This window comes from Streptomyces sp. NPDC034670, from assembly GCF_055574875.1.
The window spans coordinates 1-22,290 of the sequence record NZ_JBVITR010000063.1 but is presented as its reverse complement, the minus strand read 5'-3'; the positions used below and the strand labels follow the sequence as shown (position 1 = coordinate 22,290).

Sequence of the window (22,290 nt, the reverse complement as noted above, 5' to 3'; positions counted from 1 at the left end):
CAAGAAAAACGGGATGCCAACCGACCGGGAGTCCTGGCCCCCCCCCCCCCGGTCGCCCCCCCCCCCCCCCCCCCCCGCGCCCGCCCCCCCCCCCCCCGGCCCGCCCTCTGCCGTGCGCCCGCCGCCTCCCCCGCGCGGCCGTCCCTCCCGTCGTACGCGGCCGTCCCTCCCGCCCGGGCGTGAAGGACCCTTCGGGGACGCCGCACGAGGCGGTGCGAGCCGGAGCCCCCTCCCGCCGGGGGAAGGGGACGGGGGTCATCCGCCGGTCCCTCGTTCCCGTCGCCGCCTGCGGACCACGACCAGCAGGTCGATCGCCGCGATCAGGGCCAGCACGCCGCACCCGGCGGCGATCGCGGCCAGGGCGTCCGGACCCGGGCTGTCGTCGGGCCCGGAGGCCGCGGCCCACAGGCCGAACAGCACGGCCGCCGCGCAGAAGAGGGGCAGGAAGGCGCCGGACAGCACCAGGCGCAGGCCGAGCGCGCTCCGCGCGTTCCGCGGTTCGGTGCCCGCCCTGGGGGAACGGCCGCCCGGGGCGCCGGGACGGGAACGCGGCACCGGCTCCGTCCTCCGCCCGGGTCGCTCGTCACTCATACGGTGGCTCCTCCCGCGGTCGACGACCGTGCCGACGGCCGCGGGCGGTCGGGGGCCCGCCGGCCGTCCGCGGCCCCCGTGGCCGCGCGCACTGCTCCATGACGCCTGCGTAGCCCGCGGCGACGGGCGTAAACCACGGGGCGCCGCGGTCTCGCCGGGCGCCCCGGAGCGAGTCCGCGGCTCGTCGGGGCCGCTCGACGGAAGAGCGACGCCGAACGAACCTTTGTCCCGTTTTCTGCGTACCGTCTTCTTATGAGGTGCAGTGCGCAGACCGCGGGAGCCGCCGTGCCGGGAGCGCAGCGCCTCCACGTCTTCGGGCCCCGGCCGCCGCGGATCCCTTCGGACGGGGTCCCCTCCGGGGGCGCGGGGTGCCGTGGCCGGCGGGCCGGCGGGTGCGGAGCGCGCGGGTGATGGACGCCGGGGACGGGCGGGCGGACTTCGGGCGGCAGCTGCTCGACCAGGTCTTCGGCGGCCTCCTGCGGGAGGTGGGCGCTCATGTGGGCGGCGTCTACCTGCTCAGCGAGGACCGGCGGACGCTGGAACTGGAGGTGATGTCGGGAGCGCCCTCGGAGGTCGCGGAACTGTGGGGACGGCTGCGGATCGGGGTGCCGCTCCCGGTGACCGACGCGGTCCGGCGGCGGACGCTGATGTGGGTCGGTTCGGAGGCGGAGATGGCCGGCCGCTATCCGCGGGCCGCTCTCGTGCTGCCCCATCCGCTGGCGCTGGCGGCCGCGCCCGTCCACACGGCCACGACCGTGTGGGGGGCGGTGCTGCTGCTGTGGCCGAGTTCACGGCCCGGCGTACTGAGCCCGCACGAGCGGGAGCGCATCCACGCGGCCTGCGACCGGCTCGCCCGGCTGCTGGAGCTGGTGGACGGGGCGGGGCGGCGGCTGCGCCCCGGCCCCCGGCCCCGCAGCCTGCCCCAGCCCTCCGGCGCTCCGGACGGGTACGCCGCGGACGCCGGCGCCGCTGTGCTGGTCGACCGGCTCCCCGGCGGAAGCTGCGCCCTCGACCGGCAGGGCCGGTTCACCTACGCCAACTCCAAGGCCGTCGACCTCCTGGGCGTGCCGGCGGACGAACTGCTGGGGGCCCGGCCGTGGGAGGTGCTGCCCTGGCTGCAGGACCCCGTCCTGGAGGACCGCTACCGGGCGGCGCTGCTCAGCCAGGAGACCACCTCCTTCACCGTCCTGCGGCCGCCGGACCGGCAGCTCGCCTTCGAGTTCCACCCGGACGCCACCGGCATCAGCGTCCGCATCACCCGCGCCGCCGACGCCCTCCCGCGGCCGGCGCGGCCGGCCGGCCCCTCCCGGGTCGGCGCCCTCTACCACCTGATGCACCTGGCCGGGGCGCTGACCGAGGCCGTGAGCGTGCGGGACGTGGTGGACCTGGTCGCCGACCACATCCTCCCCGCCTACGACGCCCAGGCACTGGCCCTGCTCGTGGCCGAGGACGGCAGACTGCGGGTCGTCGGCTCGCACGGCTACAGCCCCGCCGCCCGGGAGCGGTTCGACAACACGCCGCTGACCGCGCACACCCCCGCCACCCGGGCCCTCAACGAGGGGTCCCCCTCCTTCTTCGCCTCCCACCGCCGGCTGGCGGACAGCTTCCCCGAGGCCGCCGACCTGACGACGTACGCGGCCTGGGCCTTCCTCCCCCTGATCGCGTCCGGACGCCCGGTGGGCTGCTGGCTGACCGCCTACGCCCAGCCCCACTCCTTCGGCGCGGAGGAACGCGCGGCGCTCACCTCCCTCAGCGGCCTGGTCGCCCAGGCGCTGGACCGGGCCCGGACGTACGACCGGCAGGACCGGATCGCCCGGGGCCTGCAGGCCGCCCTCCTGCCCCACGCGCTCCCCGCCGTCCCCGGCCTGGAGGTGGCCGCCCGCTACCTGCCCGCCACCCACGGCATGGACATCGGCGGCGACTTCTACGACCTCATCCGGCTGACCGACCGCACGGCCGCCGCCGTCATCGGCGACGTCCAGGGCCACAACGTCACCGCGGCGGCCCTCATGGGCCAGGTCCGCACCGGCGTGCACGCCCACGCCACCGCCGGGGCCGCCCCCGACCAGATCCTGACCCGCACCAACCGGCTCCTGGCCGATCTGGCCCCCGAGCTGTTCACCAGCTGCCTCTACGCCCACCTCGACCTGGCCCGGCACCGCGTCCGCCTCGCCACCGCCGGCCACCCCCCGCCGCTGCTGCGCCACCCCGACGGCCGCACCGAGATCCTCCGGCCCGACCCCGGCCTGCTCCTGGGCATCGCCTCCCACGTCACGTACTCGGCCCTGGACGTGCCCCTGCCGCCGGGAGCGGTCCTCGTCCTCTACACCGACGGACTCGTCGAGGTCCCCGGCGCCGACCTCGACCGGACACTGACCGATCTCGCCCGCCACCTCACCCGCGCCCCCGCCGCCTCCCTGGACCGCATGGCCGACGGGATGCTCCGGCACGCCCGGCACCGCTCCGGGGAGCACACCGACGACATCGCCCTGTTCCTCATCCGTCCCACCGCGCGGAGCGACCGGCCGTCGTAGACGGCCCTGGACGGTGTGCGCGGTGCGGACGCGTCGTCCGGCCGCGGCGGGCGACGGCCGCCCGGTCCCGGGTGTTCCGGGTACCTCCCAGGTGTTCCGGTGCGCCGCGCCCGCCGCCCGCCGTGGTGACCGGAGCCCCCGCGGCCGGTCCCCCGCGCCGACCCCCCGGGGCCTTTCGTTCGGCTCGGGCCGGATCAGGGAGCGGGGTCCCCGTCCCCGCCGTCCGGCTCCCGCCGGTCCTGCTCCTCGGCCTCGACGCCCTCCAGGGGCCTGCCCGCCGTCGTGCCCTTCTCCGTCCGGTACCCCTCCCCGGCACTCGCCGTACCCGGCACGGACCGCTCCCGCGCCCGGCTCTCCCCGCCCGAGTGCGCTCCCGGCTCGTCCTGTCCGCGCGCCCGGTCGTAGCGGTCCCCGCGCTCGTTCTTCCGGTCGGTCATGTCCGTTCCTCCCGTGTCGGATCCTCCACGAACGGGTCCCCGTGGTGTGCGGGGCGGCCGCTCCCCGCGGACTGCCCGTACGGACCACCCGTCCGTCCGCCGCACCGCTGCCACCTGTTCGGCCGTTCGGTCCGGCGGTCGCCGGCGGCGGGGCGGCCGTCGCCGGTCGCCCCGCCCTTCCGTGTGCGCGGGTTACCCGGCGCTCCGGGTCCATGCGGCGTCCCGGCGCGCACCTCGAAGCCTCCGCGGCCGTCGAACCGCACCTCGTGCACCGTGTCGAACCCGTCCTCCGTCGAGGGTCTGCGGAGCTTTCCCAGCGTGGCCAGGACGCCGACGTCCGGGACCCGGTCGCGGCCCTCGCGGGCGGCGTTGCGCCGCAGCGATCCGGCCACGTCCGGGGGGAACCAGTACGCCGTCGCGGTGGCGCCGTGGGCGTGGGCCAGTTCCACCAGCGGAGCCCACTCGTGCGGTGAGGGGTTGGTGTTGTCCACGGCCACCGGCCGCCCGGCGGCCAGGTGCTCCGCCACCAGCCGCATCTGCCGCCGCTGCTTGTTGCGGGCGCCCCGCGGGAACAGGTCCTTGCCGACCAGCGCGTACCGGCCGGACAGGCGCTGCGCGTAGAAGGTGGACTTCCCGGACGCCTGCAACCCGACGAACACGGCCACATCCGTTCCTGTCGCCATACGGCCACGATGCCACGCCGTCCGGGGGCCACAGCCCCGGGCTCCGACCGCTTCGGGCGCAACGTCCGCGTCCACGCCCCGCACGAGCCCGCCGCCCACCGGCTCCGTGACGTCGGGGACTGCTTCCTCAACCGCGCGCCCCCCGTTCGTCCTGCCGGCCCGACCGTGCGGCGTCCCGCGGCCGGCGGCCCGTCCGCGCCGGGCACCGGCCGGGGCCGTACGGGATGCCGTACGGGATAATGTGCGCATGCGGATCTCAGCCAGGGCGGACTACGCGGTGCGTGCCGCGCTGCAGCTCGCCGCGTCGCAGGAGGACGGGCCGCTGAAGGCCGAGGCGATCGCCGACGCCCAGGGCATCCCGCACAAGTTCCTCGAGAGCATCCTGAACGACATGCGCCGGGGCGGTCTCGTCCACAGCCGACGCGGCGGCAACGGCGGCTACCGGCTGGCCAGGCCCGCCGAGTCCATCAGCATCGCCGACGTCATCCGCGTCGTGGAGGGCCCCCTGGTCTCGGTGCGCGGCGTCCGCCCGCCGGAGCTGTCCTACACCGGCCCCGCCGAGTCGCTGCTGCCCCTGTGGATCGCGCTGCGCTCCAACGTGCGCGAGATCCTCGAGGGCGTGTCGCTCGCCGACGTCGCTTCGGCCCGGCTGCCCGCCGACGTGTCCGCGTTGACCGACGCTCCGGACGCCTGGGCGAATCCCTGACGGACGGGACACCCGCCGCCGGTCCCCCCCATGCCGGCATCGCTTCGTCCACCACGCGAACGCCCTCTCGGGACGCGCGCCGCCTTCTGCCACGATCCCCGGCAACCAGGGGGGAGAACCAGGGATCCACGGGGGCGGCCATGGGAGCGCTCGATCGCGCGGCCCGGTCGCCGCCCCTGCCGACCTCGCGCCGTCACATCGATCCCGGCCGTACGTCCAGTGACTTCTGTCGGCCCTTCCGACTCCGCGGGACCCCGCTCCCCCGCACCGGCGCCGCCCGTCCCCCGAGAGGGCGCACCGTGCCCGGCGCACGACCGCTCACCGCCCTGCGCACCCTCGCCGTCGCAGCCGCGCTCCCGCTCCTGCTCGCCGCCCGCGGCTACGGTTCCGAAGCCACTCCCGGCTCCCGGGCGGAGCACGCGGTGCGGGCCGGTCCGCCGGAGAAGCCCCGGCTGAAGGGCATCGACGGCCTCGCTCCGCTCAACAAGGTCCTCCGCGCCGGGGGCGAGGACGAGGTCGACGACGCCGGCCTCGGCGTCGAGTGACGGCCGGCCGGACTCGATGAGTCCCCAGGAGACGACGACCCGCAGCGACCGCGGTCGTCACCCTCGACCGGGCCGAATCCCGGTGCCTTCCCCGGAGTTCGGGGCCGTTGCGCCCCCGGGGGAGCGGGGTGCGCGCGTCGGCCGCCGGGGGTCCGCCCGTGCCGCATGATATCTTGTTTGCGAGAGAAATTAACTGAAAGTTCTCTCCCACGAACGCTTTCCGGCGGCGGTTCCCCCGAGGACGCGGTCGCCGGTCAGGGGATGCGCGGGCCCCGCTCCGGGCCGTCGGGCGCAGCCGTGACACCTGGGCCGCCGCCCGGCGGCGACGGAAGAACGAGCGGCGCCGGGCCGGGGGCCCGCCCGCGAGGCCCTCGTGCGGCGCACTGCCGCGGGGTGCCGCGGACAACTGAAAGACATCGACCCGTCCTGGTGCCCGAACGGACCGGTGGCCGAGCGGCGAACAGCCACCGCCCACGACCGCGCGCCTCCGGGCCGGGTACGCCGAGACACTCGACACGGTGTGAGAGCCGACGAGAAGGGGAGGGTCCTTGAGGGGCGGCGCCGGCCACGGGCGGAGGTCTTGTGCGATGAACGACCCGGTCGACGATCTCGCCGACCGGACCGGGGCCGGCCGGCGCCGGCCGCCGCGCCCGCGGGTGCCCGGCCGTCACGGGGCCACCGTCGGCGCGGCCCGCGCCCACCGTCCCCTGCCCGCCGGGGCCCCCGCGTGGTGAGGACCCGGCGCCCGCGCACCGGCCCACGGCCCGCCCCCCGGCCGACCGCCGGCCGGGCCCCTTCCCACCGCAGTCCCGGTCCGGAGCGGTCCGCCGGGCCCGGTCGGCCACCGGAGACGGCGCACGGACACGTGCCCGTCGCCGTCCTCGCCGGCGCGCCCGCCGTCCCGCCCGCCCGGCGCACCGCCGGCCTGCGGGCCCTGGCGGTACGCGTCCGTCCCCTCCCCTTACGCAGGACCGGGACCACGCCGGAACCGTCCCGCCCGTCCGACACCTGACACCCGGCGGTCCCCGGCCCCGGCCCGGACCGTCGTCGCCACCGAGGCGTTCCACCGCAGTGAAGAGTCAGCCGCCCCGTGCCGAACCGGACGGTCGCCGCACCGTCCGCAGCCGGCCCGGTGAATCCCAGGAGGGTCCCCCATGACCATCGCCGTCCGCCCCGTCCACGACTCGGAAAGCCACCGCCGGTTCCTCCAACCGGAGGATCACCGATCTCGCACCCGGAGCACGACGGAACCGGTGCGACCTCTCTCCGCCACGTGCGACCCGACCACCGTACGCCCCCGGGGCGGCCGCACCGCACCGGGCACCCCGGTGAACCGGGAGGCCGGTCCCGCCCCGGAGCGCGGGTGCCTCCCCCTCGCCGGGGCGGGCGCCTCCACGGGGGCGGCGAAGCCGCACGGCCGTCATGGTGATGCGGGTGACTGACATGCGGAAGACCCTGGTCCAGGAGGACTCCCAGACCCGCTCCAGAAGGCGCACCCTGGTGGCCCAGCTCTCCGGCCCGGTGCGCTCCTTCCTGGCCACCGAGGCGGGCAGCGCCGGCCTGCTCCTGGCCGCTGTCGTGGTGGCCCTGGTGTGGGCGAACTCCCCGTGGTCGGACTCGTACACATCGCTCTGGGCCACCGAGGCGTCGTTCTCCATCGGCGGCGCCGACCTGTCGATGAACCTGGGGCACTGGGTCAGCGACGGCCTGATGGCCCTGTTCTTCTTCGTCATCGGCCTGGAGGTCCGCTACGAGGTCTCCGTGGGCGTGCTGACCGACCGCCGGCGGGTCGTGATCCCGGCCCTGGCCGGCATCGGCGGCATGCTCGTCCCCGCGCTGATGTACCTGGTGATCGCCCCCGGGGGCGACGCGAGCAACGGGTGGGGGGTGGTCATCGGCACGGACACGGCGTTCATGCTGGGGGCGCTCGCCGTGGTCGGCCCCCGGTTCGTCACCCAGCTGCGCGTCTTCCTGCTGGCCATCACCGTCATCGACGACATCGTGGCCGTCGCCGTGATCGGCCTGGTCTTCTCGGAATCGGTCCGCCCGCTGCTGGTGCTGGCCGCGCTCGCCCTGTGCGTGGTCCTGGCCGGGCTGTCCCGTCTGGGTGCCTGGCGCACGGCCCCGTACGTACTGATCGCTCTCCTGCTGTGGCTCGTCACCTTCGAAGCGGGACTGCACGCCTCCATCGCGGGCATGCTCGGCGGTCTCCTCATCCCCGCCCGGGCCCCCACGCGCCAGGCGGTGGAGCGGGCCGCCCGGCTCTTCCGCGCCTTCCGCCAGTCCCCGCGCCCGGACGTGGGCCGGACGGCCCGCCTCGGACTGCAGCGCGCCGTCTCCGTCAACGAGCGGCTGCAGACGGTCCTGCACCCCTGGACCAGTTACGTCGTCGTCCCGGTGTTCGCCCTGGCCAGCGCCGGTGTCGACCTGCGTGACGGGGTGCTGGTCGAGGCCCTGTCCTCCTCCGTCACCTGGGCCGTCGTCATCGGCCTCGTCGTCGGAAAGCTCGTGGGCCTCGGGGGCTTCGCCCTGTTCGGGGCCCGCCTCGGACTCGGGAAGCTCCCGCGGGGAGTCGGCGAGGGCCAGGTGCTGGGCGGCGCCGTCCTGTCCGGGATCGGCTTCACCGTGTCCCTGCTGATCGCCGGACTCGCCTTCGAGGATCCCGCCCTGCGGGCCCAGGCGACCGTCGGCATCCTGCTGGCGGCCGTGCTCTCCGCGCTCCTGGGATGGGTGGTGTTCCACCTCGCGGCGGTGCTGCGGGGGGAGACGGACGCCGACCTGCCGCGGTACCTCGACCGTCCCGTCGATCCGGCCACGGACCACATCACCGGTCCCCCGGACGCGCCGCTGACCCTCGTGGAGTACGGCGACTACGAGTGTCCCTTCTGCGCCCACGCCACCGGCGTCGCCCAGGAACTGCAGCAGCGCTTCGGCGACCGGCTCCGTTACGTCTTCCGGCACCTGCCGCTCCCCGACGTGCACGAGCACTCCGAACTCGCCGCCCGGGCCGCCGTCGCCGCCGACGCCCAGGGACGCTTCTGGGAGATGCACGAGCTGCTCTTCGCCCACCAGGACCAGCTCGAGCTCGACGAGATCCTCGGCTACGCCGGCCAGATCGGGCTCGACGTGGAGAGGTTCCTCGAGGACCTCGACTCGGAGCGGACGGCGGCCCGTGTGCGGGCCGACGTCGCCAGCGCCGAGGCCAGCGGCGCCCAGGGGGCACCGACCTTCTTCATCGGCAACCGCCGCCACACCGGGCCGTACGACGCGCAGACACTGGCCAGTCGGCTCGAGGCGTCCGCTGCCGAGGAGGTGCGGCCCTAGGGTCCTTCTGACGGATCCTCCGTGGGAAAGGACCCTGGCTCCGTCGGCGTCGTGGAACCGGCCCGGGCCTGCTGCGGGAGGCCCGGGCCGGTGACGTCGGCGCGGCCGTGCTCCCGGGCGGGGGCTCCCCCGCCCGGGGCCGGTGGCGGCCCGGCGGCCGCGGCCTACCAGCGGTCGCGGTGCACGACCTCCGCGACCGGGCGGCGGCTCACCGGACCGAACCTGCCGCGCGGCCACCCCACCGGGACGGCCGCGAAGGTGTTCATGTCCTCGGGAATGCCGAGGGCCGCCTTCCACTCCTCCTCCAGCATCAGGTGCCAGATGGTGATGTTGGCGGCCAGGCCCAGGCCCCGCGCGGCGAGCAGCAGGTTCTGCACGCCCGGGTAGACGCAGGAGCCCTCCGCGAGGGCGTTGAAGCGCTCCTGGATCCGCGCCATGCGCGCCGTCGCCTCGGCGCCGAGCTCCTCGGCGTAGCGCCGTGCGCCCTCCTCCTCGATCCTCGGCTCCGGGAACCGGTAGCAGGGGATGATCAGCGCGGGGGTCTCGGCGAAGTGGTCGCGCTGGTACTCGATGGCGGCGACCATGCGCCCGTACGCGGCCCCGTCCATGCCCGCGGGGGCGTACTTGCCGGTCGTGGCCAGGTAGGCGTCCACGCACCGCCTCCACAGCGGGGCGAGGCGGGCCATGACCTCGGGGTCGGTGACGACGACGTACTCGTAGCGCTGCATGTTGCCGCCGCTGGGACCCCAGACGGCCGCCTGTATCAGCCGGTCCAGGAGTTCGTCGGGCACCGGGTCGGGCCGCAGGCGCCGCATGGCCCGCATGGTGGACATGGTCGCGAAGAGGGCCGGTTCGGCGGTGCCGCCGGCCGGCGTCCCGGACGGGGTTTCTCGAGTGGTCATGATCGCGAGTGTAGGGACCGGGGGCACCGTCCGGGTCCCCCGATCACGTCCGCGCCGCCGCGCCAGGAGAGGACATCTGCCCCGGACCCACTCGCTCCTGACGTCCCGTCATCCGTGGAAGGCGCCGGCGCGCACCCGGCCGGCGTCCACGCGCGCGCCCTCGCCGCCCGGAGGGCCCGAGAGGATCGGACGGCGGTGCCCGACGCGCCGGGCCGCCCGGCTCGACGCCCTCCGGCGCCGCCGACGGGCCGCGCCCGGGCCCCTCCGCGGCGCTCGGCGCGTTCCCCGGGCCGCGTCCGATCAGGTCGTCCGCGGTGCGTCCGCGTACCGGGGCCGACGCCTGCGAGGAAGGCTCCTGCCATGAGGCATCACAGCATTCCCCGCCGGCGGACGGTCGCGGCGGCGGCCTCCGCCCTGGCCCTCACCCTGCTGGTGTTCGTCCCGCTCTCCTGTGCCGCGCCCCCCGGTCCGGCCGCCACCGGGACCCGGCACGCCGCGCCGGCCGGCGCCGCCGCCGCCGGTGAGACGGTGCGCACGGACGCGGGCCTGGTGCGCGGCACCCGGTCGGGCGCGTACCGGATCTTCCGGGGGATCCCCTACGCGGGCGCCCCCGAGGGGCGGTACCGGTGGGCCCCGCCCCGCCCGGTGCCGCCGTGGGAGGGGGTCAGGGACGCGACCGGGCCGGGACCGCTGTGTCCGCAGGTGCCCTCACCGTACGCGCGGATCTCCAGCACGCAGGAGGACTGCCTGGTCCTGAACGTCACCGCGCCGGCGGCCCCGCACCCGCGGCGGGCCGCGCCCGTGCTCGTGTGGATCCACGGGGACGGCTCCGTGGGCGGCGGCGCCTTCTTCGACGGGCGCCGCCTGGCCGGACGGGGTCTGGTGGTCGTCACGATCAACTACCGTCTCGGCGTCTTCGGCGGCCTCGCCCTGCCCGGTCTGGAAGGGTCCGGCACCTTCGGCCTCCAGGACCAGCGGGCGGCTCTGACCTGGGTGCGGAACAACGCGCGCGCCTTCGGCGGCGATCCCGGCAACGTCACCGTGGCCGGTGTGTCGTTCGGCGCGTCCGCGATCGCCGGGCACCTGACGTCCCCCGCGTCCCGGGGGCTGTTCCACCGGGCCGTCATGGCGAGCGGTGAGGCCATGCTGGACATGCCGGCCGGCGCCATGGGGCCGGGCGTACCGGGCTACCCGTGGTACGTCTGGCGGACGGGACGGGAGATGGAGGACATCACCACCGGGACGACCTCCTCCCTCGGCTGCCGCGACGACCGTCCGGAACGTGTGCTCGCCTGCCTGCGCGCCCTGCCCGTGGAGAGGATCCTGCGGGTGCCGCACATCATGAACGCCTTCCAGGTGTTCGGGTACGGCAACGCCACCCTGCCCGAGCTGCCGCCCACGGCCCTGCGCGCCGGGCGCTTCCACCGCGTGCCCGTCCTGGCGGGCGCGACCCGCGACGAGCACCGCACGTTCGTCGGGATGCAGTACGACGCGGTGGGCGAACCGTTCACGGAGGCCGACTACGACCGGGCCCTGCGCACCGCGTTCGGCGAGGCCCGCGCGGACCGCGTACGGGCCGAGTACCCCACCACCGCCTACCCGTCCCCCGGGTTGGCGTGGGCCGCCGTGATCACCGACCGCATGTGGGCGCGCGGCACACAGGCCCAGCACGACGCGCTGGCACGGCACGTCCCGGTGTACGCGTACGAGTTCGCCGACCGGGACGCGCCGATGTTCCTGCCGCTGCCCGGCGAGTTCGACTTCGGCGCCTTCCACTCGGCCGACGTCCCCTACCTGTTCGAGGACGAGGCCGCCGAACCGCTCCTCACCCCGGCGCAGCGCCGCCTGTCGGCCACGATGACCGGCTACTGGGCCGCGTTCGCCCGCACCGGAGCGCCCCGGGGGGCCGGTCTTCCCGCCTGGCTGCCCCACCGCCCGGCCCCCGTCGGCCGGCCGTACACGCAGTCACTGGCACCGCAGCGCATCGGTCCCGTCGACTACCACCACGAACACCGCCTCGCCTTCTGGGAGCGCATGCCCTGACACCGCCGGTGAGCCCCCGGCGGGACGCGGCAGCGCTCTGCTCGGGGCCTGCGGGGCGGGGGCCCGGCCCCGTGCCGCGGGCCGGTCGCCGTGGTGGTGGGGGCGGGTCGTCCGGTGGCGGCCGGGGCGAGGCGGCGTCCCGGCGCACTCGCCCGGACCGCGCTCCTCCTCGCCCCCGACCGCCCTGTGCTTCTGCAGGACCGCAGAAGCACAGGGCGAGCCGCACCTCGCGCACCGCGCGCACGCGAAGGAGCGGGCACCGTGAGGACGTTCGGACGGCCCGCCCGGATCGCCCGGCAGGGCGGACCGGCACCCCCGCCGCCCCCTCGGCGATTACTTCTACAGTACTGTAGAAGTAATGCCGTCCGGAGCATCCCGGCCCGGGCGCCCTTCCGACACGTACGGAGCTCTCATGGCCCTGTGGGACCGCCTCAAGGAGTCCGCATCGACGATGCAGACCCAGCTGCTGGCGAAGAAGAACGACCTCAAGAGCGGCGCGTTCCGCGACGCGAGCATGGCCATGTGCGCCCTGGTCGCCGCCGCCGACGGCACGGTCGACCCCGTCGAACGGCAGCGCGTGGCCCAGCTCATCGCCACCAACGAGGTGCTGCGGAACTTCCCCGCCGACGACCTGCGCCGCCGCTTCGAGGAGAACCTGGGCAAGCTCACCGCCGACTTCGCCTTCGGCAAGGTGAGCGTCGTGCAGGAGATCGCCAAGGCGAAGAAGAAGCCCGCCGAGGCCCGCGCGGTCGTCCAGATCGGCATCGTCATCGGCGGCGCCGACGGCCACTTCGACATGAACGAGCAGGCCGCGGTCCGCGAGGCGTGCTTCGCCCTCGGACTGCCGCCGCACGAGTTCGACCTCTGACCGACCCGGACCGCAAAGGCGGACCGGCCTCCCCGGACACCGCCCGACGCCTCCCGGGCGGTCACCGCGGGGACGACCGGGCGCCGCCCTTTTTCTACAGTGTTGTAGATTTTCACTCCGGGCCCGCCCCCGGGCCTCGATCGCACCTATCGAAAAGGGGTACGCAGTGGGAGTTTCCCTGTCCAAGGGCGGCAACGTCTCGCTCAGCAAGGAGGCGCCGGGCCTGACCGCCGTCCTGGTCGGCCTGGGCTGGGACGTGCGCACGACCACCGGCACCGACTACGACCTCGACGCCTCCGCGCTGCTCCTCGACGCCTCCGGCAAGGTCCTGTCGGACCGGCACTTCGTCTTCTACAACAACCTCACCAGCCCCGACGGCTCGGTCGAGCACACCGGTGACAACCTCACCGGCGAAGGCGACGGCGACGACGAGGCCGTGAAGGTGAACCTCGCGGCCGTCCCCGCCGAGGTCGACAGGATCGTGTTCCCGGTGTCCATCCACGACGCCGAGAACCGCGGCCAGAGCTTCGGCCAGGTCCGCAACGCCTTCATCCGCGTCGTCAACCAGGCGGACCACCGTGAGCTCGCCCGCTACGACCTGTCCGAGGACGCCGCCACCGAGACCGCGATGATCTTCGGCGAGCTGTACCGCAACGGCGCGGAGTGGAAGTTCCGCGCCGTCGGGCAGGGGTACGCCTCCGGACTGGCCGGGATCGCCGCCGACTTCGGCGTGAACGTCTGACGGGAACCGACCGCACCGCCGGACCGGCTCCCCGGCCCCCGGCGGGCCGGGCGGTGCGGTCGGAACGGTCCTGCCCGCCGCCCGTCCCGCCCCGGTGCGCCGGACGGGAACTCCTCCCCCACTGCCGGAGGGGGCGGGACGCTCACCGGACCGGTGACGGGCCGAGGGGCCGAAGGTCCCCCGGGCGGGGCCGGCCGGCCTGTGGCGTCTTCCGCCGGCCGGGCCCACGCTGTCGTCGAGGGCCACGGCCCGCACCGGCCGCGGGGCCGGCGAAGGCCGCCGTCCGGCTGCGGCGGCGGGCGCGAGAGGAGCCGGAACGATGACATCCACCACCACTCTGGCCGCCGGTCTCCCGGTCGAGTACCGCGAGCCGCTGATGCGCCACGCCCGCGAGGTCTCCTTCGACGCGGGCATCCGCCTGTTCGAGGAAGGGCGGCGGGCCGACCGGTTCTGGATCGTCCGGACCGGCACCGTCGCCCTCGACCTGCACGTGCCCGGCCGTCGCGCGGCCGTGATCGAGTCGCTGGGCCACGGCGAACTGGTCGGCTGGTCCTGGCACTTCCCGCCCCACCTGTGGCACCTGGGCGCCGAGACCACGAGCCCGGTACGGGCCTGGGAGTTCGACGCCGAGGCCGTACGGGCCCGGTGCGCCGGGGCCCCCGACTTCGGCCGTGCGATCGCCGTGTGGGTCGGCCGGGTGGTCGCCCACCGGTTGCACGCGACCCGTGTCCGGCTGCTCGACCTGTACGCCCCGTACGGCAGCGGGAGCAGCTGACGACGGCCGGGTCCTGTCCGCCGTCCCCCGGCCGGCCACCGGCCGGCGCACGTGCCCGACACCCCGAGGGGGAGACCATGAAGGGCAGCCCGCACACCGTGAGCGACGTGATGTCGCACACCGTCGTGGCCGTCGGTCGCGACGCCCCGTTCAAGGAGATCGTCCAGCTCGTCGAGCAGTGGAGGGTGAGCGCCCTGCCGGTACTGGAGGGCGAGAACCGGGTCGTCGGTGTCGTCTCCGAGGCCGACCTGCTGCCCAAGGAGGAGTTCCGCGACAGCGACCCCGACCGGTTCCTGCAGCTGCGCCGCCTGCCCGATCCGGCCAGGGCGGGAGCACTGACCGCCGGGGAGCTGATGAGCGCCCCCGCCGTCACCGTCCACGCCGACGCCACCCTCGCGCAGGCGGCCCGCGTCATGGCGCGGCACGGGGTGAAGCGGCCGCCCGTCGTCGACGCCGAGGGGCGGCTCGAGGGCATCGTCAGCCGGGCCGATCTGCTGAAGGTCTTCCTGCGGACGGACGAGGAACTCGCCGAGGAGGTCCGCCGGGAGGTCGTCGACCGCCTCTTCCCGGATCCGTCCGCATCCGTCCGGGTGGAGGTCGACAAGGGGGTCGTCACCCTCGTCGGCGCCGTCCGGGACACCTCGCTGGTGCCCGTCGCCGCCCGTGCGGTGCGGGCCGTCGAGGGGGTGGTGGACGTCGAGTTCCGTCCCGCCGGCGGATCACCCGCCGGGGGTGGTCCCACGGCGGGGGCGGGCGGGACGCCGGCCCGGTGAGGTCCCGCGCACCGCTCCGCCGACGGCCGGGGAACGTCCTGCCCGATCGTGCGAGGAGGAGCCGTGACCGCGCCGCGCGGTCCGGCACCGCCCACCGGACCGGAGCCCCGCCCGGCAGGACGGAGCCCGCCCGGTGCCTTCGGGGCGGTGGCCGCCGCTGCCCGGGCACCGCGGCATCAGCCGTCCGGCCGGTCCGGGCCCGGGCCGGGGCGGCCGCTCGTGGGAGACGGTCGAGTGCGGCGCTCGAGGTACAGGCGGCCGACGATCGCTCCGAGGTGGATGACCACGCCGACGGCCACCAGCCAGGACAGGATGATCATGACGACGCCGATGGAACCGTATTCCTGCTCGTTGGCCACGATCGCCGAGGAGAAGTAGAGGGAGGAGAAGACGCCGAGGCCCGTCCAGCAGACACCGGTGGCGACCGCCGCCGGGACGAGGGTGCGCCACCCGACGGCTCCCGCCAGCAGCACGTACATGCTCCACCACCAGAAGAGCGTCGCCACGGCGAGGCCGAGCAGCCCCTGGAGCAGCGGTCCGCCGGGCGCTTCGCCGAGCCCGTGGCCGAGCACGGCCTGCGCCACACCGTAGGCGACCAGTGAGGCGAGCCAGTGGAGCTGCGCCGTGACGTCCCGCCATCCCCGCCCGGGAACGGCGAACACCTCCTGGTACCAGCTCTGCAGGACGCCGGCGGTGGCCACCGCCCCGAGGACCAGCAGGAGGACGCTGGTCACCGTGAGCGCGCCCGTGCCCTGGCCGGGCGAGAAGAGGGACGCCACGGCCTGGGCGGCCCGCTGGTTCAACCCCAGCCAACCGGAGAGCACCACGGCGGCGTCCCGGCCGGCCGCCGCGGTGACGACGATGAGGAAGGGGAAGAAGCACATCATGGCCAGGGCGGCGAGCTGGAACGAGTGGCCGAAGAGGTCGATCGCGAAGATCCGGTTCCAGAGCCTTCCCGCCCCGCCCGCCCTGAGGTGCCGGACCGCCCCCGAGCCCCTCGGCTTCAGGTGCACCGCCCAAGCGGACCGGCACCGGCGCACCAGGCTCGGGGCGTGAAGGGGCATCCCCCTGCGACGGGTCATGAACAAAGTGAATCGCCTCTTCACCGCGAGCGCAGCAGCGGGCGCACGGGAGACCGGGTGAGGCCCACGGCGACCCCGACCGCACGGGTGCGGCGCTCCGCCCGGGCGCACGGCCGCGGACTCCGCACCCTGGCGCAGGAGCGGCCGCACCGCCCCGGGCCGGCCACCTGCGGCACCCGCACTTCACCCACTCCGGGTGAGGTCGCCGGGGCCTTGCCGTGGGCACGCTGAGAACGGCACAGCGCCCGTCGGCCACACCTTTGGAGTGAGGGAGAGACATGAGCGCGCAGGCGTACCGCGCGTACGGCTTTCCGTCGTCGAGCGTGTTCCGGCCCCCGGTTCCGGTCCTTCCCGTGGGTCATGTGGTTCGTCCCGCTCCTCCGGACCGCCGTCGACGTCTTCCGGGGCGGCTCCCCGAGCGGCCGGACCGGGTCCGGCCGCCGTTCGTCCGCGCCCTGTCCTTCCCGGGCGCGTTCGTCCGTGTGACGACCCGCGGCGGGGGCGGCCGGGAGACGGCACGGACACGCGCGCGGCGGGAGACGCCCGGCGAACGCGTCCGGGACACCGCCGGGGGCGGCGACGGACGAACCGGCGGTACCGGCGCGCTCACCGGGCCGTCCGGGATCCGCGCCCGCGGCGACGTCACGGACGAAGGGTTCCGCGGGGCGCGGGAACCGGTCCCGGTCGGCTCCGGCCTCCGGGCAATCCGCGACCCGCGACGCCGCCACCGCCGGTCGCCGGGTTCCCGAGCGGCCATCCACCGGACGACACCGAAAGAGGCAGCGCCATGACCGCCACGCACCCCCCACGCGCCCGCACGGCCAAGCATGTGTGGGCCACCGGACTGACGGTGTTCGCAACCGTCATGCTCATGATCACAGGGATCCTCGACATCGTGCGGGGCGTCGCGGCGATCGCCGAGGACGACGTCTTCGTCACGACGGGGGACTACACCTTCGCGTTCGACCTCACCGGCTGGGGCTGGATCCACCTCGCCCTCGGCGCGCTCGCCGTCGTCGTCAGCTTCGGGCTGTCCCGGATGGCGACGTGGGCACGCGTCGCCGGCGTGGCCGTCGCCGGGCTCATCATCATCAGCAACTTCATCTCCCTGCCGTACTACCCGGTCTGGTCCGTGGTGATGATCGCCATCTCGGGGTTCGTCATCTGGGCCCTGTGCGTGGCGCGGAAGGACGACTCCTCCGCACGCGCGCCGCGCGGCGCGTGACATCGGCCCGGCACCGCGCCGCACGGCCTGTCGGCGAGGGCGCCGGCACCGCTCGTCGCCGCGGGTCCGGGCGGTGCGCCGGGGTGGCCGGCGGGGATCGCCGGGCCGGTCCCGGCCGCCGCCGGAGTCCGGTGGACCGTGGCACGGGGCGGCCTCGCTCGTGCGGGTGAACCGGAGCGAGCCACTCCGCGGATGCGGGGACGACCGGTGGGCGGCGACCGCACGGTACCCGGCCGGACCTCCCCGGGACGGCCGGGCAGCCGCCCGGCCGTCGTTCCCGCACCCGTGGGTGGTACTCCCACGGCGGCGGTGGCGCTCGCCGGTCCGGCTCGCTCGGCGGCACCGCGCGGGTCCCTCCTCAGCCGTGGTGACCGTGCGCCGGAGCACCGCCCGGGCGGTGTCCTCCGGCAGCTCGTCCGGCGGCCTTCCGCCAGGCCGACTCGCGCAGGAGCCGCAGGCCGTTGAGGCCGACGACGACGGTGGAGCCCTCGTGGCCGGCGACGCCGAGCGGCAGCGGCAGGTGGCCGACGAGGTCCCAGACGACCAGGCCGGCGATGAAGACCCCGGCGATGACGAGGTTCTGCACGACGAGCTTCCGAGCCCGGCGGGACAGGGAGATCACGGCGGGCACGGTGGCCAGTTCATCGCGGACGATCACCGCGTCGGCGGTCTCCAGGGCCAGGTCGGAGCCCGCCCGCCCCATGGCGACGCCGGTGTGCGCGGCGGCCAGCGCCGGCGCGTCGTTGACGCCGTCGCCGACGACCATCACCCTGCGCCCGCCGTGCTCCAGTTCCCGCACGGCGCGCACCTTGTCCTGGGGCAGCAGTCCGGCCCGTACGTCCTCGATGCCGGCCTCGGCGGCGAGACGGGCGGCGGCACGCGGATTGTCGCCGGTCAGCAGCACGGGTGCGGTTCCGGTGACGGAGGCGAGGGCCGCCACGGTCGCGGCCGCGTCCGGGCGGAGCCGGTCGGCGATGCCGAGCACGCCGACCGGAGTGCCGTCGCGGGTGACGAGGACGGCGGTCCGGCCGCCCTCCTCGCACTCGCCCGTGAGCACGGCCGCGCGGGCCGAGGCCGCGTCGTCGGCCGCGCGCGGCGAGCGGGTCGGGGCACCGACCTCGATCACGTGCCCGTCGACCGTGGCCCTCACTCCGACACCGGGCGTCGAGACGAAGTCCTCCACCGGCGCGAGCGCGAGCCCCTTCTCCCGCGCCGCGGCGACCACGGCCCTGGCCAGCGGGTGCTCGCTGGGGTTCTCCGCCGTGGCCGCGAGCGCCAGCAACCCGTCCTCGTCCAGTGCGGAGTCCGGGAGCGGACGGACGTCGGTGACCCGGGGAGCGCCCTCGGTCAAGGTGCCCGTCTTGTCCAGCGCGACCGCGTCGACCCGGCCCAGACGCTCCATCACCACGGCCGACTTGACCAGTACCCCGTGGCGGCCGGCGTTGGCGATGGCCGACAGCAGGGGCGGCATGGTGGCCAGCACGACCGCGCACGGCGAGGCCACGATCATGAACGTCATGGCCCGCAGCAGGGAGCCGGTGAGGTCCGCCCCGAAGGCGAGCGGGACGAGGAACACCGCGAGGGTCGCGGCCACCATGCCCAGCGAGTAGCGCTGTTCGATCCTCTCGATGAACAACTGGGTCGGCGCCTTGGTCTCGGACGCCTCCTGCACCATCCGCACGATCCGGGCGATCACCGAGTCGGAGGCGTCACGCTCGACCCGTACGCGCAGCGCGCCGGTGCCGTTGAGGGTGCCGGCGAAGACCTCGTCGCCCTTCTCCTTGGTCACCGGGAGGGGTTCACCGGTGATGGTGGCCTGGTCCACGTCGCTCGCCCCCTTAAGCACGCGTCCGTCGGCGCCGATGCGTTCGCCGGGGCGCACCAGGAGGGTGTCGCCGACCGTCAGGTCCTCGACGGCGACGACCGTTTCACGGCCGTCGGCCCCGACGCGGGTCGCGGTCGCGGGCGCCAGGTCGAGCAGGCCGCGCACCGAGTCGGCGGTCCGGGCGGTGGCCAGTGCCTCCAGGGCGCCCGAGGCGGCGAAGATCACGATCAGCAGGGCGCCGTCCATCACCTGTCCGATCGCCGCCGCGCCCAGTGCGGCGACGATCATCAGGAGGTCGACGTCGAGCTTCTTCTCCTTCAGCGCCCGCAGACCCGCCCACCCGGGCTCCCAGCCGCCGGTCGCGTACGACAGCGCGTACAGCGGGCCCCACGCCCAGGCCGGGGCGGCGGCCAGTTGGAGCGGCAGCGCGAGCAGGAAGAAGACGGTGGCCGCGACCGCCCAGCGCACCTCGGGCAGGGCGAGGACCCGCGTCCTGCGCCGGGAGACGTCTGCGTCCCGCGCCGGCGCGGGACGGTTGGCCGTGGACGGGGTGAGGGTGGAGGTCATCGGAGCAGGCAGTCCTTCGCGGCGGCATGACGAGGAGGCGGCGGCCCGCACACGCGGCAGCCGCTCCCCCGACCATACAGGAGCACATGAAGAATCATTCATACGTTCATGGGAGGAGCTTCGTAGGATGGTGCCCATGGGCCACGGAGCTGATGCCAAGACCACCGCGACCGCACGCGAACGCCTGGAGACGGTGGGCGCCGCCGACGTGGCCGCGACCCTCCAGGCCCTGGCCACCCCTTCCCGGCTGCGCATCCTGGCCCGCCTGCAGGAGGGCCCCTGCGCCGCCACCGAACTCGCCGACGCCGTCGGCATGGAGCAGTCGGCCTGCTCCCACCAGCTGCGCCTGCTGCGCAACCTCGGCCTGGTCACCGGGGAACGCCGGGGACGCTCGATCATCTACGCCCTCTACGACAACCACGTCGCCGAACTGCTGGAACAGGCGCTCTACCACGTCGAGCACCTGCGCCTCGGCCTGCGCGACTCCCCGGCCGCGGCGGCCGCGACCGGAACGGTCTGAGCACGGGCCCGCGCCCCTCGGTCACGACGGCCCGCGACGCGGCCCCCCGCACGTTCCGTCCCGCCGCCCGGACCCCCGGCGGGGGACGCGCCGACGCCCGGCGCGAGCCGCGCCGGCAGCCCCGCGACGCCGGCGCCGCCCGCGTGCACCACCGCGACCGCGCGGACGGGCGCCCCGCGGTCACCCGCGCGCCGTCGGCCCGTCCCTCGTCCGCCGCGCGGGACGGCCCACGCGGGCGAGCTCCCGGGTGACGGAGCAGCCGGCGCCGGCGGTGAGCACGAACAGCGATTCTGGCCGAAACCATGTGCCCGACGTCCGCCGGTCCTGCGCCGGCGAGCAGGAGGGCCGTCCTCACCAGCCGGTGGACGGGCGGACGCGCACGGCGGCGGGAGGACGCGCCGTCCCCGGGGCACCGGCGCCTGACCTGCGCGAGGACCCGTTTTCGGCCTTTCCCGGCGTGCCCGTTCGGAGCGTGTCCCTCCTCGCCCTCGGCCGCCTTATGCTTCTACTCGTTTGTAGAAGGCCCGCGCGAGCCGGGCCCCGCACCCCTGGAGACACCACACATGGCTTCGATCGACCTGGACAAGGTGCTGGACAAGGCGTGGGCGGACAAGAGCCTGCCCGAGATCCTGGCCGCCCCGGTGGGGGCGCTCAAGGGGGTCTCCGACCGGGACGGCGAGCTGCTTCGGGAAGCGTTCGGGGTCAAGACCGTGGGCGATCTCGCGGAGTTGAAGTACGTCCGCTGGGCGCAGGCCCTCGCGGCGCTGAACGCGGCCGAGTAGCCCCTCCGGCACACGGCCGCGGTGCCGTGCGGCCGCTCCGCCGCACGGCACCGCACCTCACGAACCATCCGTAAGTGAAGGAGTGGACGCCACGATGGTGTTCAAACGACTGCTCGGAGCGCTCGGCGTGGGCGGTCCCACGGTCGACACGGTCCTCGACCCGGGAGCCGCGCGTCCCGGCGGAGCACTGACCGGCCAGGTCCATCTCAAGGGCGGGGACGCCGACTTCGACATCGAGCACATCACCCTGGAGCTGGTCGCGCGGGTCGAGGCCGAGCACGACGGGGGCGAGAGCGAGGGCGTCGTCGCCTTCGACCGGTTCACCGTCGGCGGCGGCTTCCGGCTCGCCGCCGGCACCCAGCACACCCTCCCGTTCAGCGTGACGCTGCCGTGGGAGACGCCGGTCACCGAACTGCACGGCCAGCCGCTGGGCGTCGTGCTCGGCGTGCGCACCGAGCTGGCGGTGGCCGGCGCGAAGGACAAGGGTGACCTGGACCAGCTGTCCGTCGCCCCGCTGCCCGCGCAGGAGGCGGTCCTCGAAGCCCTCGGCCGGCTCGGCTTCGGCTTCAAGTCCGCCGACCTGGAGTACGGGCGCATCGGCGGCACCGGACAGCAACTGCCCTTCTACCAGGAGATCGAGCTGACCCCGGCGCCGCAGTACGCGCACCGGGTGAACGAGATCGAGGTGACCTTCCTGGCCGGCCCGGGCGGCATGGAGGTCGTCCTGGAGGCCGACAAGCGAGGCGGCCTCTTCTCCGGCGGCCACGACGCACTGACCCGTTTCACCGTCGGCCACCACGACGCCCGCGACTGGGACGCGGAGGTCGACGGGTGGATCCGGCACCTGGTCGAGCACCGGGCGCCGTACGGCTCCCACGGTGCGTACGGTCACGGCGACCCGTACGCCGGGCACGGCGGGTACCACGGGCACGACGGCCACCACCACGACGACCGCGGCCGATCCGGGCCGGGCATGGGCACCGCCGTCGCCGCGGGCGCCGCCGGACTCGCGGTCGGTGTCGTCGGCGGCATGGTCGCGGCCGAAGTCGTCGACGAGGTCGGGGACTTCTTCGAGGGCGACGAGGAGGACGAGGGCTGACGACGGGTCCTCGACGGGGACAGGGAAGCACAAGCGGGGGCGGCCGGGCGCTCCCTCGCCGCGCCTGTCCCCGCACCTGCCCGGGAGCGCGGCCGCCGCCTGTGCCGCCGCGCTCGACACCACCGGGGTCGTCCGGCCGTCCGGCCGGTCCCGGAAGGGAGGAGGCCGGACGCCCCCATCCGGCCTCAGTCCCCCCCGTCGCCCCCGGCCCGGCCCAGCAGCTCCCGCAGCAGCCGCTCGTCGTCCGGACCCAGCCCGGTGACGAAA

General features: G+C 75.3%; 19 protein-coding genes and 1 pseudogene. 13 read left to right on the top strand and 7 right to left on the bottom strand.

Going from position 1 to position 22,290, the window contains the following annotated elements:
- Positions 1-255 precede the first annotated feature (255 nt).
- A complete protein-coding gene (locus ACZ56B_RS29225) occupies positions 256-591 on the bottom strand; it encodes a DUF6343 family protein (RefSeq protein WP_468796911.1) in 336 nt (111 codons plus the stop codon).
- A 410-nt stretch (positions 592-1,001) separates the two neighbouring features.
- Here ACZ56B_RS29225 and ACZ56B_RS29220 point away from each other — a divergent pair, with 410 nt between their 5' ends.
- Positions 1,002-3,125 (top strand): SpoIIE family protein phosphatase, encoded by a 2,124-nt coding sequence (locus ACZ56B_RS29220; RefSeq protein WP_468796908.1) that lies wholly within the window; start codon positions 1,002-1,004, stop codon positions 3,123-3,125.
- 194 nt (positions 3,126-3,319) lie between these two features.
- Here the strand turns inward: ACZ56B_RS29220 and ACZ56B_RS29215 are convergent, their stop codons facing one another.
- Together ACZ56B_RS29215 and ACZ56B_RS29210 are read right to left on the bottom strand one after the other, a co-directional pair.
- Complete coding sequence (locus tag ACZ56B_RS29215; RefSeq protein ID WP_468796905.1) at positions 3,320-3,562, bottom strand: hypothetical protein; 243 nt, start codon at positions 3,560-3,562, stop codon at positions 3,320-3,322.
- A complete protein-coding gene (locus tag ACZ56B_RS29210) occupies positions 3,559-4,245 on the bottom strand; it encodes an AAA family ATPase (RefSeq protein WP_468796902.1) in 687 nt (228 codons plus the stop codon). Before ACZ56B_RS29210 ends, ACZ56B_RS29215 begins: the two co-directional genes overlap by 4 nt.
- 247 nt (positions 4,246-4,492) lie before the next feature.
- Between ACZ56B_RS29210 and ACZ56B_RS29205 the strand changes: the two genes are divergently transcribed.
- The 3 genes from ACZ56B_RS29205 (at position 4,493) to nhaA (ending at position 8,820) form a co-directional block, all read left to right on the top strand.
- A complete protein-coding gene (locus tag ACZ56B_RS29205; RefSeq protein WP_468796899.1) occupies positions 4,493-4,951 on the top strand; it encodes an RrF2 family transcriptional regulator in 459 nt (152 codons plus the stop codon).
- 299 nt (positions 4,952-5,250) lie between these two features.
- Positions 5,251-5,496: a hypothetical protein gene (locus tag ACZ56B_RS29200; RefSeq protein WP_468796896.1), complete on the top strand. Its 246-nt coding sequence runs from the start codon at positions 5,251-5,253 to the stop codon at positions 5,494-5,496.
- 1,443 nt (positions 5,497-6,939) lie between these two features.
- Entirely contained in the window at positions 6,940-8,820 is a 1,881-nt protein-coding gene (nhaA, locus tag ACZ56B_RS29195) for a Na+/H+ antiporter NhaA (protein WP_468796949.1), read from the top strand.
- A gap of 164 nt (positions 8,821-8,984) precedes the next feature.
- Here the strand turns inward: nhaA and ACZ56B_RS29190 are convergent, their stop codons facing one another.
- On the bottom strand, positions 8,985-9,722 hold the full coding sequence (locus ACZ56B_RS29190) for a nitroreductase family protein (protein WP_468796893.1): 738 nt from the start codon (positions 9,720-9,722) through the stop codon (positions 8,985-8,987).
- A 360-nt stretch (positions 9,723-10,082) separates the two neighbouring features.
- Here ACZ56B_RS29190 and ACZ56B_RS29185 point away from each other — a divergent pair, with 360 nt between their 5' ends.
- The 5 genes from ACZ56B_RS29185 to ACZ56B_RS29165 all read left to right on the top strand — a co-directional run bounded on the left by ACZ56B_RS29185 (position 10,083) and on the right by ACZ56B_RS29165 (position 14,923).
- Positions 10,083-11,765, top strand: a complete 1,683-nt coding sequence (locus ACZ56B_RS29185; protein ID WP_468796890.1) for a carboxylesterase/lipase family protein — start codon at positions 10,083-10,085, stop codon at positions 11,763-11,765.
- A 412-nt stretch (positions 11,766-12,177) separates the two neighbouring features.
- On the top strand, positions 12,178-12,633 hold the full coding sequence (locus tag ACZ56B_RS29180) for a tellurite resistance TerB family protein (RefSeq protein WP_468796887.1): 456 nt from the start codon (positions 12,178-12,180) through the stop codon (positions 12,631-12,633).
- 166 nt (positions 12,634-12,799) lie between these two features.
- On the top strand, positions 12,800-13,375 hold the full coding sequence (locus tag ACZ56B_RS29175; RefSeq protein WP_468796884.1) for a TerD family protein: 576 nt from the start codon (positions 12,800-12,802) through the stop codon (positions 13,373-13,375).
- Positions 13,376-13,694: 319 nt separating this feature from the next.
- Positions 13,695-14,150, top strand: a complete 456-nt coding sequence (locus ACZ56B_RS29170; RefSeq protein ID WP_468796882.1) for a cyclic nucleotide-binding domain-containing protein — start codon at positions 13,695-13,697, stop codon at positions 14,148-14,150.
- Positions 14,151-14,227: 77 nt separating this feature from the next.
- A complete protein-coding gene (locus tag ACZ56B_RS29165) occupies positions 14,228-14,923 on the top strand; it encodes a CBS domain-containing protein (RefSeq protein WP_468796879.1) in 696 nt (231 codons plus the stop codon).
- Positions 14,924-15,099: 176 nt separating this feature from the next.
- Here ACZ56B_RS29165 and ACZ56B_RS29160 read toward each other — a convergent pair whose 3' ends face one another.
- A complete protein-coding gene (locus tag ACZ56B_RS29160) occupies positions 15,100-16,005 on the bottom strand; it encodes a ribonuclease BN (protein WP_468796876.1) in 906 nt (301 codons plus the stop codon).
- A gap of 787 nt (positions 16,006-16,792) precedes the next feature.
- Here ACZ56B_RS29160 and ACZ56B_RS29155 point away from each other — a divergent pair.
- Positions 16,793-17,230, top strand: a complete 438-nt coding sequence (locus ACZ56B_RS29155) for a DUF7144 family membrane protein (RefSeq protein WP_468796873.1) — start codon at positions 16,793-16,795, stop codon at positions 17,228-17,230.
- A gap of 358 nt (positions 17,231-17,588) precedes the next feature.
- Here ACZ56B_RS29155 and ACZ56B_RS29150 read toward each other — a convergent pair whose 3' ends face one another.
- Positions 17,589-19,622: a heavy metal translocating P-type ATPase gene (locus tag ACZ56B_RS29150; RefSeq protein WP_468796870.1), complete on the bottom strand. Its 2,034-nt coding sequence runs from the start codon at positions 19,620-19,622 to the stop codon at positions 17,589-17,591.
- A gap of 136 nt (positions 19,623-19,758) precedes the next feature.
- Here ACZ56B_RS29150 and ACZ56B_RS29145 point away from each other — a divergent pair, with 136 nt between their 5' ends.
- From ACZ56B_RS29145 to ACZ56B_RS29135, 3 genes are all read left to right on the top strand, one after another.
- On the top strand, positions 19,759-20,142 hold the full coding sequence (locus tag ACZ56B_RS29145) for an ArsR/SmtB family transcription factor (protein ID WP_468796867.1): 384 nt from the start codon (positions 19,759-19,761) through the stop codon (positions 20,140-20,142).
- A gap of 563 nt (positions 20,143-20,705) precedes the next feature.
- Positions 20,706-20,924 carry a hypothetical protein gene (locus tag ACZ56B_RS29140; RefSeq protein WP_468796864.1) on the top strand — a complete coding sequence of 73 codons (219 nt, stop codon included), beginning with the start codon at positions 20,706-20,708 and terminating at the stop codon, positions 20,922-20,924.
- A gap of 94 nt (positions 20,925-21,018) precedes the next feature.
- A complete protein-coding gene (locus ACZ56B_RS29135; RefSeq protein ID WP_468796861.1) occupies positions 21,019-22,023 on the top strand; it encodes a sporulation protein in 1,005 nt (334 codons plus the stop codon).
- A gap of 185 nt (positions 22,024-22,208) precedes the next feature.
- Here the strand turns inward: ACZ56B_RS29135 and ACZ56B_RS29130 are convergent.
- Positions 22,209-22,290 (bottom strand): annotated as a pseudogene (locus ACZ56B_RS29130) (BlaI/MecI/CopY family transcriptional regulator); the annotation flags it as partial.

What these genes read in the sequence shown, in the direction of transcription:
- nhaA (WP_468796949.1), top strand. Translation starts at nt 6,940, where the DNA reads ATGCGGAAGACCCTGGTCCAGGAGGACTCCCAGACCCGCTCCAGAAGG.
- ACZ56B_RS29205 (WP_468796899.1), top strand. Translation starts at nt 4,493, where the DNA reads ATGCGGATCTCAGCCAGGGCGGACTACGCGGTGCGTGCCGCGCTGCAG.
- ACZ56B_RS29165 (WP_468796879.1), top strand. Translation starts at nt 14,228, where the DNA reads ATGAAGGGCAGCCCGCACACCGTGAGCGACGTGATGTCGCACACCGTC.
- ACZ56B_RS29225 (WP_468796911.1), bottom strand. Translation starts at nt 591, where the DNA reads ATGAGTGACGAGCGACCCGGGCGGAGGACGGAGCCGGTGCCGCGTTCC.
- ACZ56B_RS29190 (WP_468796893.1), bottom strand. Translation starts at nt 9,722, where the DNA reads ATGACCACTCGAGAAACCCCGTCCGGGACGCCGGCCGGCGGCACCGCC.
- ACZ56B_RS29140 (WP_468796864.1), top strand. Translation starts at nt 20,706, where the DNA reads ATGGCTTCGATCGACCTGGACAAGGTGCTGGACAAGGCGTGGGCGGAC.
- ACZ56B_RS29135 (WP_468796861.1), top strand. Translation starts at nt 21,019, where the DNA reads ATGGTGTTCAAACGACTGCTCGGAGCGCTCGGCGTGGGCGGTCCCACG.
- ACZ56B_RS29160 (WP_468796876.1), bottom strand. Translation starts at nt 16,005, where the DNA reads ATGACCCGTCGCAGGGGGATGCCCCTTCACGCCCCGAGCCTGGTGCGC.
- ACZ56B_RS29180 (WP_468796887.1), top strand. Translation starts at nt 12,178, where the DNA reads ATGGCCCTGTGGGACCGCCTCAAGGAGTCCGCATCGACGATGCAGACC.
- ACZ56B_RS29145 (WP_468796867.1), top strand. Translation starts at nt 19,759, where the DNA reads ATGGGCCACGGAGCTGATGCCAAGACCACCGCGACCGCACGCGAACGC.
- ACZ56B_RS29210 (WP_468796902.1), bottom strand. Translation starts at nt 4,245, where the DNA reads ATGGCGACAGGAACGGATGTGGCCGTGTTCGTCGGGTTGCAGGCGTCC.
- ACZ56B_RS29150 (WP_468796870.1), bottom strand. Translation starts at nt 19,622, where the DNA reads ATGACCTCCACCCTCACCCCGTCCACGGCCAACCGTCCCGCGCCGGCG.
- ACZ56B_RS29220 (WP_468796908.1), top strand. Translation starts at nt 1,002, where the DNA reads ATGGACGCCGGGGACGGGCGGGCGGACTTCGGGCGGCAGCTGCTCGAC.
- ACZ56B_RS29215 (WP_468796905.1), bottom strand. Translation starts at nt 3,562, where the DNA reads ATGACCGACCGGAAGAACGAGCGCGGGGACCGCTACGACCGGGCGCGC.
- ACZ56B_RS29170 (WP_468796882.1), top strand. Translation starts at nt 13,695, where the DNA reads ATGACATCCACCACCACTCTGGCCGCCGGTCTCCCGGTCGAGTACCGC.
- ACZ56B_RS29185 (WP_468796890.1), top strand. Translation starts at nt 10,083, where the DNA reads ATGAGGCATCACAGCATTCCCCGCCGGCGGACGGTCGCGGCGGCGGCC.
- ACZ56B_RS29155 (WP_468796873.1), top strand. Translation starts at nt 16,793, where the DNA reads ATGACCGCCACGCACCCCCCACGCGCCCGCACGGCCAAGCATGTGTGG.